Source organism: Microcoleus sp. Pol17C6 (assembly GCF_036701145.1).
GTDB lineage: Bacteria > Cyanobacteriota > Cyanobacteriia > Cyanobacteriales > Microcoleaceae > Microcoleus.
In genome coordinates this window covers 1-13,932 of sequence record NZ_JAUBQH010000017.1, presented here as the reverse complement: position 1 = coordinate 13,932, position 13,932 = coordinate 1, and the positions used below count along the sequence as shown (strand labels likewise).

The 13,932-nt window shown below is 49.8% G+C and carries 10 protein-coding genes; 1 reads left to right on the top strand and 9 read right to left on the bottom strand.

What is annotated here, in order from left to right; genetic code table 11:
* The 5 genes from QUA25_RS10900 to QUA25_RS10880 all read right to left on the bottom strand — a co-directional run bounded on the left by QUA25_RS10900 (position 1) and on the right by QUA25_RS10880 (position 6,225).
* The gene (locus QUA25_RS10900; protein ID WP_333037498.1) at positions 1-3,096 is read right to left on the bottom strand and encodes a methyl-accepting chemotaxis protein; all 3,096 of its coding nucleotides are present in this window, start codon (positions 3,094-3,096) and stop codon (positions 1-3) included.
* Between the two features lie 147 nt (positions 3,097-3,243).
* Positions 3,244-3,777: a chemotaxis protein CheW gene (locus QUA25_RS10895; RefSeq protein WP_039887356.1), complete on the bottom strand. Its 534-nt coding sequence runs from the start codon at positions 3,775-3,777 to the stop codon at positions 3,244-3,246.
* Complete coding sequence (locus tag QUA25_RS10890; RefSeq protein WP_333037497.1) at positions 3,777-3,959, bottom strand: hypothetical protein; 183 nt, start codon at positions 3,957-3,959, stop codon at positions 3,777-3,779. The genes QUA25_RS10895 and QUA25_RS10890 overlap by 1 nt, the downstream gene beginning before the upstream one ends.
* A gap of 516 nt (positions 3,960-4,475) precedes the next feature.
* On the bottom strand, positions 4,476-5,714 hold the full coding sequence (locus QUA25_RS10885) for a response regulator (protein ID WP_333037496.1): 1,239 nt from the start codon (positions 5,712-5,714) through the stop codon (positions 4,476-4,478).
* 220 nt (positions 5,715-5,934) lie between these two features.
* The gene (locus QUA25_RS10880) at positions 5,935-6,225 is read right to left on the bottom strand and encodes a hypothetical protein (protein WP_333037494.1); all 291 of its coding nucleotides are present in this window, start codon (positions 6,223-6,225) and stop codon (positions 5,935-5,937) included.
* A 1,116-nt stretch (positions 6,226-7,341) separates the two neighbouring features.
* Here QUA25_RS10880 and hmpF point away from each other — a divergent pair.
* A complete protein-coding gene (gene hmpF / locus QUA25_RS10875; protein WP_333037493.1) occupies positions 7,342-9,087 on the top strand; it encodes a pilus motility taxis protein HmpF in 1,746 nt (581 codons plus the stop codon).
* Here the strand turns inward: hmpF and tilS are convergent.
* The 4 genes from tilS to QUA25_RS10855 form a co-directional block, all read right to left on the bottom strand.
* Positions 9,084-10,229, bottom strand: a complete 1,146-nt coding sequence (gene tilS, locus QUA25_RS10870) for a tRNA lysidine(34) synthetase TilS (RefSeq protein ID WP_333037491.1) — start codon at positions 10,227-10,229, stop codon at positions 9,084-9,086. The genes hmpF and tilS overlap by 4 nt on opposite strands.
* A 127-nt stretch (positions 10,230-10,356) precedes the next feature.
* Complete coding sequence (locus QUA25_RS10865) at positions 10,357-10,782, bottom strand: KGK domain-containing protein (RefSeq protein ID WP_333037490.1); 426 nt, start codon at positions 10,780-10,782, stop codon at positions 10,357-10,359.
* A 282-nt stretch (positions 10,783-11,064) separates the two neighbouring features.
* The gene (ccsB, locus tag QUA25_RS10860; RefSeq protein WP_333037489.1) at positions 11,065-12,135 is read right to left on the bottom strand and encodes a c-type cytochrome biogenesis protein CcsB; all 1,071 of its coding nucleotides are present in this window, start codon (positions 12,133-12,135) and stop codon (positions 11,065-11,067) included.
* A 144-nt stretch (positions 12,136-12,279) separates the two neighbouring features.
* Positions 12,280-13,932, bottom strand: a 1,653-nt coding sequence (locus tag QUA25_RS10855; protein ID WP_333037486.1) for a CHAT domain-containing protein, incomplete at its 5' end; no start/stop codon positions are given.

Sequence of the window (13,932 nt, the reverse complement as noted above, 5' to 3'; positions counted from 1 at the left end):
TTATTGTCTTTCTGCTGTTTCTACTCGGAATCTTTCCACCGATGTCAAAAGGTCGCGAGCAACGCCCACCAAGTTTTGCAAAGCACCGGAAACTCGCTGCGCTTCTTGGGATGTTTCCTGAGCAGTTAATTCCACCGCTTGCATCACACTGGCGACCGCGCGAGCTGTTTCGTTTTGCTCTACAGTGTCGGCAGTAATCGATCGCACTAACACGTCAATTCGGTTAGTTACTTGAATGATATCTTCAAGCGATCGCTTCGCCTGTTCTGCCAATCTTGTCCCCTCAATAACCTGCTGCGTCCCTTCTTCCATCGCCGTCATTACCGCGCCGGTTTCGCTTTGAATTTGCATCACGATCTGTTCGATTTCTTTCAAAGACTTAGCCGATCGGTCTGCCAATTGTCGCACCTCGTCTGCCACGATCGCAAAACCCCTGCCCGCTTCCCCAGCTCTCGCCGCCTCAATACTGGCGTTGAGGGCCAACAAATTCGTCCGGGAGGCGATCGTCGCAATTAAAGCCACAATCTTAGAAATTTCTTGAGAAGCTTCCGCCAACCTCTTGACTTTTCTCGTGGTTTCTGCTACGGTTTCTCGAATTTCCAAAATCCCGGCCACCGTCCGCTCCACAGCCTCGCCTCCTTTCAGAGCCGTTGCCGCCGCGCCCCGGGCCACTTCTTCCGCCTCTCTAGCGCTCTCTGCGACCCGCTGAATCGCATCGGTGAGGACTTGCACCGAATTGAGCGTTGCCGCCAGTTCCTCAGCTTGCCGGAGCGCGTCGGAAGACAAATCGCCCGCAAACTTAGCACTATCCGTAGCGCCTTTGCTGACCTCCCTAGCCGCCTGCTTCACCTGATGGACAATTTCGCGCAGATTTTGAATTGTCAAGTTAAACGAGTCAGCAACAGCACCCAAAACGTCTGCGGTCACTTCCGCAGTCACCGTCAAGTCACCCCGGGCCGCTCCTTCCACGTCGTCTAGCAAGCGAATCACTTGGCGCTGTAAGTCTTCTTTTGCCTGTTCCTGCTCGTCAGACTTGCGCCTGGTATCGCTAATCGTGGTTTGGATAACCTTCGCCATGTGGTTGAATTTAGCAGCCATTTTGCCAAATTCATCTTCCGAGTAAACCGTAGCGCGAGCGTCCAAAGTTCCTTGAGATACTGCATCGAACTGAGCTTGCAAATTGTCCGACGACTTGCGTACCTGCTTGGCGATCAACTGGCCGATGCCCCAAGAAGTTAAAAAGCTGGTAAAGCCTGCGGCTGCGGTCATTACCCAGCCTGTTTGGCGCAGGTAAACGATCGCCTCGGGTTTGTCTTGCCGCAGAGCTTGATAGGAGGCAATGTTGGTGACGAAAGCCACAGCTACCAGAGAAACCAGTCCCGCCCCGATAGCCGTGTACAACTGTTTTGTAAACAAAGGGGCATTTTCCAAGAAAGCCAGTCCCCCCTGTTCTACTGTTACCGAAGTATCGACCGCTTCTGTTTCGGTGGGAGAAAAATTCGACACAGACGCATCAGCCGGGCCGCTTATGCTAAATATTTCGTCATCCCGAATTGCTGAGCCATCGCTGTTGTCAAAGTCCAGGCTGCTGCCGGTCGTTCCCATCATGCCACTGGTCGAGTTGCCGAAATTGGTGTTACCTCTAGTCAAGATCGAACTGGTGGCATCTTCTGAGATATCAAAGTCCGGCAAATTCCCCAAATCGTCAAATTCGTCAAATTCGTCTAAAAAGTCGCTGTGTTCTTGAGCGTTCCCAGTTTTTGACGACCAGGCGCTGTCGTTCTTGTCGGACGCCCCGAAAGCTGTCGCTTGTTCGTTTTCGTCGAAAGAGAAAGAATCGCTAAAAGCGTCGTCTTCAAAAGCATCTAACTCGAAGTTGTCTCTAGAGCTAAATGCTGGGGGTTCCGAGTCGCTGTAACCGTTGCTGTTGGCGGAAGAGCGATCGACTGAATTAAATTGTCCCCGGCTCGACCTTTGACTTTGAGAGTTAGGGACAGCACCTCCCATCAACAGCGTTTCGTCTTCCGCCAGCGAATAGTTTGATGAGTAGTCCGACCCGTTATTCGGCTGCTTGTTTTGAGGCCGAGAAGACCCGAAACCCGACGAGGGCATCGCCTCGGCAAACGGGTCTTCCTCTTCGGCCAGAGGTGCGTTATTACCGTAATTTTGGCCGCTCTGGGGCGGGGCTTGGAAATCGTAGTCGGAGTTCTCGTCGAATTCGTCTGGCAAATCGAGCCCAGCAAAAGGTTCGCCAAAATTGTCCGAGGGCCCGAGGGGGGAGTCTAGTTGGTTCGAGTCGAAGGAATTCCCGGTTTCTGAAGAGGCAAAACTTTGACCGTTGAGCATCTGAGTCGGAGCTTCTGAAAACGAATCTCCTGAGTAAGGTGCGCTTGAACCAGACACTTTGCTGCTAGACACGTCAGCAGCATCAAACCCTCCATCATCTAAGGCAAAAGGGTCTCCAAAGTCCGAGTCGGCAAACTCGTCTATGTCGTCTAGCGAGTCGGAGGTCTCAGCATAAGCTGCCATTCCGCCGCTGTCGCCACCAAACGGGTTAGAATGTGAGGCTAAATCTGGGACTGAGCCGACGCCATCGTCGTCTTCTGCTTCCCACCCCAAGCCACTCATGCCCAAGTCTGCCAAGTCCTCGTTTTCCAGGTCGTCTGAGGATTGACTTCTATAGGAAAGGGATGGGGAATTGCCTTGGAAAAGTCCCAAATCCGGGTCTTCTAACCCTTCATCAAGAGATAAGTCTGGGTAGAATTCTAATTCAGTTTCAGCAGACAAAGCCTCGAAATTTTCCGTTTGCAGCTCTCCAGATAAAAATTGGTCTGTGTAGGTAATTCCGTTGTGAGCGTGTTCCACCAAACTCGGGTCGTCACTCAGGCCTAGCACAACTGTGTACTGTTCCCGCGCCACCTCATACTGTTGCAGCCCGTAGCAGTAAATGTGTCCGCACAGCAGGCGAGCGCTGGGGTCTTCGGGAAAATCTTCTACTAATTGATAAACTAGGGCTGCGGCTTCTGAATAATTGCCATCCATGTAGGCCGCTTCTGCCCGTTGGTAGTCCTGCTGAAAGTTGGTACTTGTTGCCATTTGCCGCCCTCTTTGGATTTTAGATTTTAGATTTGAGATTTTTGATTTTTATCTTGAATTGAATGTTTAGATGCGCGCCTCAAGTCGTGTGACTGTTGATGGTTAGACCTCAATCGAAAATCGCAAATCGCAAATCTAAAATCGATTTCACGCTGCCCACCGCGCCGAGCGCAGAATTTTCACTTGATCTAGCAGTCGGAGCACTTTCTGAGCTGGTGCACCTAACATCCATTCTCCCCTCAGAAATGGAATCATGCCGTCTGGTGCATTGTTCTGAGAGTGCAGTTGCTCTACGTCGAGCCAGTCCATCCCCACAATTCGATCGACTGCCAGCCCCAAAATCGTGTCTTGGTCTTCCACAGCCACGATCGGGATTTCGGGTCTATCTGTGTTCAGAGGTGTTTGGTCTCCCAGAAATTGGCCGAGGTCTGCCACCCAAATCACTCGTCCTCTCATATTTAGCGTACCTAAAAGCAAAGAGGAAACGTTGGGGATCGGTGTCATTCGGTCTGGGGAAGGGGATAGTACCTCTCTAATCCCTGTCGCCGGCAGTGCGAACTCGTTCCCCGAAGGAACGTAGAACCGCAGGTGCAGCTCGCCTTCGGGAGTTTCTAGTTCTTGGAATTCCGGAGCCGGATCTACGCCTAGTCCTGGTAATATAAAGTCTGGGCTACCGCTAATCATAATTCTGACACCTGCATTTCTAGCAAATTGTTGAGGTTTCCCGCCAAGAAGAACTCGATGGAAACTTCGATGGTCGAAACTTGACACAGCCAAGCTTGACACAGCCCAGGGGTGAATGGCGCGACTTCCGGAGGTCCTTGGCAATAAATTTGCTCCGTCAATAATTGACTGCCATCCATAAATTCGCGCGACCAATGCTGACAAATTAGCTCAAATCGACTACGAACAATTAATTTGAAACCCCTAAAGCTTCACTTTGTACTCCCACCGCCGTCTCAATTGGTAAAACTCTGGGTAATTTCTGCGATGAATGCTAAACCGATACTCGGATTAGCGAGGAGTTGTTGACATGGCTGGTGTCGCGACAATCATGAACGGAGTCACTTAAGAGTGAGAATTGGACTCTCTGACTTTGTACAGAAATACCTAGCAATAAGTAGCTCTGTACATCAGTTTTTCGGAGCGGCTGCAAGTGGAGAACAAGTATATTATATTTGCACTTTGAGCGTGTTAGACCCACTTGGGCCTAGAAATTGAACAGAGTTTTACCGACGCCCTTATGCCAGCGCGCGGATTAATACATTCTAGTTTATGGTGCGATCGCCAATAGTACCCCCAGCTTTCTCTTTGTGGCGGCCGAGATTTGATTTAACCGCAGGTACAAAAAAGCTCCCATCAAGGCATGGGTGCAAAATTTATTTTTCTTCTAATTGGTCTTCTAGCGAGCGGTCTAATAATCTTTCCGAGAGATTGAGCCGAGGGTAGCCCGGGCCCACATATTTTTCTACCAGCATCAATAACTCGCTTTCACCAAAAGGTTTCGTGTAAAAGTCTGTAGCTCCAGCCATGCGGGCTTTAACGCGATCGATAAATCCGTCGATGCCCGTCAGCATCACGATCGGCGTCTGCCGGAAAGCGCTAGAACTACGCAGCATAGCGCAAATTTCGTAGCCGTCGAGTTCCGGCATGGCGATGTCACACAGAATTAAATCGGGTTTGAGTGGAAACACCAAACTCAGGGCTTGGAGGGGATTGCCGATCGTAGTAGCTTCGTAACCGTGTTCATTTAAAATTGACTCGACTGTTTTGCGAATAGTATTGTCGTCGTCAATACAGACAACTCTAGGAACCTTGGTTTCTGGGGACGACCATTCTTTTTTGTTGTTGGTGGGGGCAACAGAGGGTTCGTAAAATACTTGCACCAATCCCTGCTGCACAAAGGGGTAAATCGCCTTAGCGACAGTGAGCACGTCTCGGTTAAGGTAGCGCGCCATTTGGCGGATCGAAGTGTGCCCGTCGGCCCAGCGTCTGAGAGTATTAAAGGTATTGACAGGCAGCGCGACTCGCAGCTCGGAGGGGTCGGAAATCACCGGGCATTGGTTGGGCGACTGAATGTGAGGGTGAAACTGCTTCCACTGCTGCACCTGTTTGACAATCTTGGCCAGCAGCGAGCTAATTTCTAAGCTGGTCAATTGAGGAGCCAAAGCTGGGCCCATTTCAAAAGTGAAGGAACCCTGGTGGAGACTGAGTAAGTCAAATAGGGTTTCGTGGATCATGCTCTGGATGATGTTGCGCCCTTGAGCTGGGGTGAGAATGTGGTTTTCTAGCAGGGCCCATAGGTAGCCGTATTCTGGGGCATTGGTAGATGCCATATAGGGAACTTGGATTTTGTCGAGGGCGGTATCTGCTTTGTAGCGGCGCAGGTAGTCGCGCAAGCGAAACAAACTGCCCGCACTCTGGGTAGCGTAAATAATCTGACCGTTGAAGCAGAAGACATACCAGGATTGTCCTGCAAGGGAGCGCAGGGTAGGTTGAGTACCCGTGCTGCTGCCGGTGGAGGTGTAGGCCTCTACGAACAGTTCTCCGGTTCGCTGACCTAACTCAATCAATTGCAGGATGCTGCGGATGTCTATTTCACTCAAATTTCCCTGCATGCAGCTAAAGTATCCTCCTTAAAACCGTTGGCGTCTGAGCTCGGAAAGACTGTGTGCTGGCGAAAAGATTGACTTTTGTTTCCGTCAATAATTTACGCGCTGATGCCGATCTCACAATTGGGAATTGACGAAAGGGCGATACTTGCTGTCGCTCCTCGGCCGGGCTACCAGTCCACAAGCTGAAACCGCGAAACTCGCGGCATTCTCTAAGTGTAGAGTTTCACCTTGTATTCCCACGGCGTTGCCTAAACTCGTAGAATCCACACCGCACGATTGCACGGGTTCTTCGAGTGTGCAACGCTGGCATTCCCGACTGGTTCAAGTCTTCGATGGCTAAAGTTTTGAAGTTTTTGGCTGAGTATGCCGTCAGTTTATCCAACACATCTTGGCGTAGGTCAACTTCAAAATAGCGAGGATTCTCTGGTTTTACCGCTGCTACCAGCAGCAAGTGCCGAGCGAGGCCCGATGGCAACTTGAGGCTAGTCTGTTGGGTTGGATGAGTTGCGATCAAGGTTTTTTTGGGTTTGCCACAGCCCTAAAATCAGGTGCAGTCAAAATGAACCTTTGTTGGCAATTGTCAGGAAAACCCTCAGTGCCGATCGACCTTTTTGCTCGCCTGCAGCGAGCGTCATAGGCTCGCGTCATTACCCTATTCTAAGGCAGCGCGGCTCAAATCCCTAGTCCGCCGGAGGAGGGCGCCGGCTTGGGGGCAGCGAGGGCTTTTGTGGCGATCGACCCCTAACTAAGTTGTGAAATCAATAGAAAGTTTTTTATCGAAACGCCAGAGACCAGCCCTGGGCTAAGGACATGGGGATTTAGGCCTGGGGCTTAGTTGGTAGGGACTTTTAAGTCTCGTGAAACGATTGTGTTGCTAAAACCAGAGTGGTATAATCGGCACAGAGCAATTCGCCAGAGTAAGAATAATTTTCAAGCCATTGAAATATCCTAGAGGGCGAGCAACCCCGGTAACGCACTAATCCGATTAATTCGGAATAGTTAAAGGGCAAATAATTGCAGCATAGGTCACGTTCAACCTTAAAAATATGAAGGACTCAGCAAGTATGCGCTCCGGGATAAGTAAAGTTCTTTGAGTCAGTAGAGGGATATTTGAATGTCCCGTTGTCGTCTTAAAGGTGGGCAAGAATCCCCGGCTTTAGATGTGGGGAGGTTCAAGGACTGACCTTTTTCAGGTTTGGCCTATGGCAGTCTCCGCAGTGAGAGCTAGTCTTTAATCAAGCGGCATGGGTACTGCTGTCTCATTCCTCCAGACAACTGGCGGCGGCCGTACTTTATGGAAATTCTCCCGTGAGAACGTGCTATGCGTGAGTGCTGCTAAAGTTAGAAAAAAATGCTATCCCCCGATTGGGCAAACGATACCAAAAAGTAAGACTTAAGTGGCAAAAAGTTATCCTTACTTGCCTATACTTGTTTACTTTAGGTAAGTTGACTAAAAATCACACGCAGTGTTATCTTTAGTCAAGAACCTTTGGCTTAAGGGGGATAGCCTACTTATGTTGGAATTAGCCGTCTACCCAACAGCGTAGGAAGTAAACACCACTTATCTTTTAGGCCTTTAAGTAACTTAAAGTAAGTTGGGATAGGTTTTACGAAGCAGAGGACTATTAGTGTGCTGTATCTAGCGGAAGTACAAAAACAGAGAAGCGGCTTTGGTCTCGGTGGCGGTAAGGCTGAGCTGAAACTGCTAGCTTGTCAGCGAGGCGAACATAACTGGAGCGCCGTACCAGGCGATGACGCGATCCCAGTTGAGGAAGCTAATAAGTTTAACGACGGCACGCTGGTGCTGGTTGAGTTGAGCGCTAGCAAGCAAGTGCAGCGGATTCAGGAGGCGGCCCGCCAGTTGGTGAGCATTCTGCAAAATTTCTCGCGATTGCAGGATAAGTTTAAGGATAAGGAAGAGGAAATTGAACAGTGGAAGGCTTCTCTGACGTTTTCGAGTCAAGAACTCAATCGCCGGGAAATGGAAATGCAAGCCCGCGAAGAGCAGTTGGCTCAAATGGAAGAGGAGTTGGAGCGACTGGAGGCTCAGCGCTCAGAAATTGAAAATACTCGAGATGAAGCTAACCGACTGCGAGAAGAAGTCGATCGCAGTCGTGTGGAAATTGAGACGGCTTGGGAACAGTTGCGGGGCGAGCAGCAACGGGTGGCCCAGCAGCAGTCTGAGGTTCCGCAGGGGGCAGTAGTTGATGAGCAGCAGACCCAGAGGATTCAGGAGTTGATGCAGAAGCTGGGAGGGGCAATTGCTTCTGCCCAAGGGGTGCGGGAACAACTCAATCAGTCTTTTAGTGCCGTGGGCGCCCAACAGGCAATTCTGGATCAGCACTGGCAGCAGTTGGAGCAAAAACAAAGCATAGCTCAACAGCAACAAGAAGAGGTCGATCAACAAAATCAGAGCCTCCAAAACCGCTGGCAAGAGTGGTACCAATCTCAAGATGCTTTGGCCGGGGCTCGGGCGGAGCTTAAAGGGCAGCAAAGTACCCTCAGCGCTAAGCAGGACCAGGCTCAGTCCGTGTCTTTGCAGGTGCGGGCTGTTGAGGAGCTTTACCAGCAAGTTTCCAGGCTCGCATCTGCTTCGGGTGCTGCAGGTACGGAGCAGAAAGTAGATGTGTCAGCTTTGGAGAAGATGCCTGTTGATGAGTTACAGGGGCTGGTGCAACACCTGCAACAGGATTTGGAAAAGGTGTTCCGGTTTGTTAACGATCAAGAGGAAGAGTTGACTCTGCAGCGGGAGACAATCGAGGAACTGCAAGGGAAAATTCAAGCTGCTAGCGAGTACGATCGCATGGCTTTGGAAAATGAAATGGCAGATGAACTCGAAAGTTATCAGATGTTAAACGAAACTCTGGTGGGACAGCGCCTCCGGTTGCAGGAACGGGAAGATGTTTTAAAGCAGCATCAGGCGGTGCTGTGGCGGCGGCTGGGTACTGCTAATGCTCCAAAACAAGAGCGAGGAGATATTGATTTGGGACCGATTGTCGCACAGCTCAATACTCAGCGCCAGCAGCAAAGCCAAGAATTGCAAAGATTGGAAAACGAAATTCAGCAGGTGCGGGAAGGCATATCCCAAATTGAGGCAAATGTCAACCGCCAAAATGGGGAAAGTGAGGCGAAACGCTACGAACTCAAGCAGTTAGAGCAGAATTTGTTCAACCAGAAAGGTGCAGTGGCGCAACTCTGGGGCAGGCTGAATGTTTATCAAGAAATGTTGCAGCCGGTGCAGGACAATTTGAATGCGCTACGGCAAAAGCTGGAAGCGGTGGCGGGGGAACTCGATCGCGTGCAGCAGACAGGAGAGGAGCAAGATCGGGTAGTTTCCGAGTTGCGGCAAGTCCTTTCGGGTTTAATAACAGCTTAAAATTTAATATCTAAAATTATCGAAGGGTGTTCGACTCGACCGATCGCTCCTCCAGGAAATGGATCGGTTTGCGATCGGTTGGGCGCTACGATTAAGCTGGTTAGTTTTTCTACGCTTTCAAAACTGGGCGCCGAGGGCAATATTTGTTGCAGTAGTTGCCGCATTGCCCGTCGCTGCAAGGCCAGGGGTGCTTCCCGCAAAACCGGGCGATTTATCTTGACGGGAAGTTGAAAATTCACCTGCGGGGTGTCTGAAATTGGAGACATTGCTCGCTGTAGCAAGTCGCTGGCTGCAAGTTCGAGATATTCTACGTCGGCGCGGAGGAGTTCGGCTGTTTGAGCTAGCGCTTGTTGGGCTTTTGGGTTGAAATGAGTTTCCAAATAAGGCAATAATTCTGATCGAATGCGGTTGCGACTATATTGCAAGTCTTGATTTGTGGAATCTTCCCAAATTGGTAGTTTTTGCTCTTGACAAAATTGACCTGTTTGCGACCGAGTTATTTCGAGCAAGGGACGAACTAAATAGATTTTAGATTTTAGATTTTGGATTTTCGATTGGGAATTTTCATCCAGATTTTCCCATCTAAAATCGGCAGATATTTGGGAGTTGGGATTTTCGCCGGAATTCCCCAATCTAAAATCGGCAATCGGCAATCTAAAATCGAGCAGGGGCCGTTTCCAGGTGAGGGCAGAAAGTCCGTCCGCCCCACTGCCGCGAATCAGGTTGTAGAGAAGTGTTTCGGCGCGATCGCTGGCTGTGTGGCCTGTAACAATGTAGGGGTAGTTGTGGGCGATCGCAATTTCGGTTAAAGCTTGATATCGCCACTGTCTGGCCGCTGCTTCTGTTTTGGAAATCTCCGAGGCTGTTTCCAAATAGTAGGATATTCCCCAGTTTTTAGCTAATTGTTCTACATGATTGGCTGACGCTTGCGAGTCAGAACGCCAACGGTGATCGCAATGAGCAATCCCTAGATTCCACCCCCATTTGGGCTGCAAATCTAGCAGTAATTTAATTAAACACAGAGAATCTTGGCCGCCGGATACTGCTACTAGCAAGCGCTGATTTGATGGCAATATTTGTCGGTACAGCAGCGTCCTGTGAACTTGAGCGTGCAGGTGCGTCCAATTGGAAGATTCAGCCATGAGAGCAGTTTTTCATTAAGCAAAAAAAAGGAAGTTAGACAACGAGCCGTGTACGGAATTTAACCGATGGATTTTGAGCAAAGAAGGGGAAGCATCCCCCTCTCCCAATCTCTCAGTCTTTGCCTTCCTAGCTCCACATTCCTATACTTTGGGGGTCGCGGTCTGGATACCTAGAAATAGGAAAATGATTACTTATTTCTGTTGAGTCACATTGATTTAATGGCTCATCTATATCGGTTTGATTTGAGCTATCTACGGCGTAGTTTTGCACGGTGTCTGATCTTTCAGCAGCGGCAGGAAGGGCTTTTTGTTCTTTGATTGCAGGTTCGAGCGGAATAAACTCCAGACGCATTCTAAGTTTGCCTTTTGTCCAGTCCTTACCAGCACTTAATAGCTCGCAATCCAGACCGTCTGAAAATAATTTTTCGTCTACCAATTTTGCCTGCATAATTGCCATAAATTCGCTGACTTTAAATGTACATTGATACATCAAAGCGCTGGTAGGGGCAGACACAACATCGTCTTCTTTGGGAAATATTGGCGATTCGTCCATATTAATTGTCGTTATTTTAATGAAGGAAGTTCGGCAACGGATTTTGTAACGGATGCAACGGATGTAACGGATGTGAGGAAGACCGAAGCTATAAGAAGGAAGAAAGAAAGGTCTTCGGCGAAGCTGAGCGGGTAAAAAAAAGGGAAGAAGGAAGAGGGAGTTAATTATTAGAATCTCGCTGGTTGAGTAAGGTGGGAATTGCCCACCCTACAACCGGAGATGATATTAATCCCGATTCTTTGACTTATCCTGTTCTTCTCTGGCCCATTGGTGGATCGGGAATTAGAAAAACCAACCGTAGGAATGTAAACCTTTGCCTAACAGATTAACGCCTAGATAGCAAATCCAAACTACCACAAAACCTGTGGCTGCTAAAATTGCTGGGCGTCTTCCCTGCCAGCCACGAGTAATGCGGGCGTGCAGGTAGGCAGCAAATACCAACCAAGTAATTAGCGCCCAAGTTTCTTTCGGGTCCCAACTCCAGTACGATCCCCAAGCTTCGTTAGCCCAAACCGCACCGGCAATAATGCCAACTGTCAGTAAGGGGAATCCTAAACCGATGATTCGATAGCTAATGTTATCAAGAGTTTCTGCTAGATTCAATCGCTGGGGCGAGAGAAGTTCTGCGGTTTGAGTTGGGGAGGTTGATGCGGTTTGAACGGTGGCTAATTCGAGCACTGCGGTGGTGCCCAAACCGTTATTGTTGGAGTTGAAAGAGGGTTCGCTGAAAGCTAATGCGCTGTCGGCGCTGGTTTCTGCATTTTGAGGTTCGGGGTTTTGAGGGCGTTGGAGGCGGTAGTTGCTGTTGCGATTGCTGTTGGTGCCGAAGGAACTACCGGTGAGTTCGATTTTTTGGCCGCGGGTGACGATTAAAAAGGCGATCGCCAGTAGCGCTCCTACCATTAAAGTTGAGTAACTGAGCATCATGACGCTAACGTGCATCATCAGCCAGTTGGATTTGAGGGCGGGTACTAGGGGCTCTGCAGATTGCATGGTGGCGGGCAGAGTCAGGGCTGCAAAGGCGGATATTGCCATTGCTACGGGGGATGTGGCTACTCCTACTAAGCGGGAACGACTCATGTTTTCCGCGACTAGGTGGATGGCGGTGATTCCCCAAACTAGGAAAAATAGGGATTCGTAGAGATTGCTTAAGGGGAAGTAACCGGCTTCTATCCATCGAGAACCGAGTAAAGCGGCGATGGATAGGTTGGCGACGGCCATTCCTGCGGTTCCTAGCGCTGACAGGTAGGGAATGCCGGGGAATGCTGCGCCAACCCAGTAAATGAGCATTGTGGAGAACAAAACGGCAAAGGAGATGTTGTCCAGCCAGTTCTGGAGTACGACCAGATCCATAAAAATTACTCCGGTAGTGTTTTTACTTATTTTTGCTAACTAGATCGATCGTACTGGGGTTGGGCAGTTTTGGGTTTGGGATTTTGAATTTTTGTGGCAATTATGAGTGATTGGCGGTTGTTGAGATGCGGGCGGGCGATCGAGTTACCAAGGATTGCCAATCATTCTAAAAGCAGACCAATAATAAGGATGAGAGAAATTCTGACTCCCCACGTTTGCCAATTCCGGTGGTAACGGCAGATTGCCAACAGAAGTGTGCAGCATCCCCCCTTCAATTCGCACCTCTTGGCGCAACATCGCTAATTGCGCTTGCCGCAGTGCTTCTGCTTTAATCGGAGCAGTTTTTAACTGCCCGTAAAACTCCGCCATCAACCCCAAACTGCCCTCGTCGCTGACATACCAAAGAGTCGCCATAGCCGATTTAACTCCGGCTTGCACGGCTAACCCGCCAAAGCCCAACTCGGCCTCTCGATCGCCCACAGCAGTCCTGCAAGCACTCAAAACTAACATTTCAACTTGCGGGCTGTGCCATCCCATTTGTCGTAACTGATCCAAACGCAATTTAGTATCCCACAACTGAATAAAGGATTGGCTAGGGTCTCCCGATCGAAATTCCGCGTGAGTAGCCAAGTGAATCATCCCAAAAGGCTGCTGCTGGCGCTGCGATTTCAAATTGGCCAGGGTGAAAGCTTCATTCAAGAAAGACTTACCCGGCCACTGCTGCGGCGTGATTGTCGATACTTCTATTTCGACCGCAGGCAAAGGACTCATCTCTGGAAATTGCGACGCCCCCATTGCCAGAACTTGGGTATTTTTGAAATTGGCCGCGCTGGTATCTGTCAAACTCAGACTCGGCATCGCTCCAAGACTGTAACGCTCTACCAGAAAGCCTTTGCCGTCGTGCAGGGCGCCCATAGGTATCGATCGCAACCCTATATCTGAGATAAAAGATAAATTCTCAATGCCTTTGGCTTGCAGTTCTGCTTCGAGCGGCGCTACCATCCACTGGTAGAGTTGCTGAGCCAAGGGCAAATAACTTTTAGTGTTGCGCTTTACCGGATTAGTCAGTTCATCGCGAAATTTCCGAACAGCTTCCATTACCTGGGCGCGAGAGGTTCCAGGGATGCGCTGGCGAACGGGCACACCTTCCGGGGTAATCACCATCATTTCCAGTTCGTCAGAGGCTTGAATTTGCTGTTCTACACGCAAGATGGACGAACTGCTGTAGGGCCGATCGACTGTAGAACCCCTGGGTACAAAGCTGATATAAATGAGAGCTGGTTTGATGCCTGTGGCTTGTTGGACACTGCGAAGGGTATTTTGGGCATCTTCTAGGGTGGCGATCGCATTTGTTGATGGCAAATTTAGGTAATCGGCAAACTCCCTGGTAAATCTCTCCTCCACGGGAAAAATAACGGCATCGACGTTAGTTGGCAAATTGGAAGCGTCAAGATTCGCAGACGCGGGAGGTGAAATGCGCTGTTGCAAGGAATTAGATATCTGGTTTTGCTCTTGCAAGCTGGGAGAAAATAAACGATTTGTGCTGGGTGGCTGGTTGGCTGCGAGCTCCGGTGTCGGTATCGGTGCGAGATTTATGGGCGCAGCAGCAGGCGCAACCACTGGATTTTGAGTAATGGTCGGTGCTGGTGGCAAATTTGAGACTGGCGCTGGATTTTGAGTAATGGTCGGTGCTGGTGGCAAATTTGAGACTGGCGCTGGGTTTTGAGTAATGGTCGGTGCTGGTGGCAAATTTGAGACTGGCGCTGGGTTTTGAGTAATGGTCGGTGCTGGTGGCAA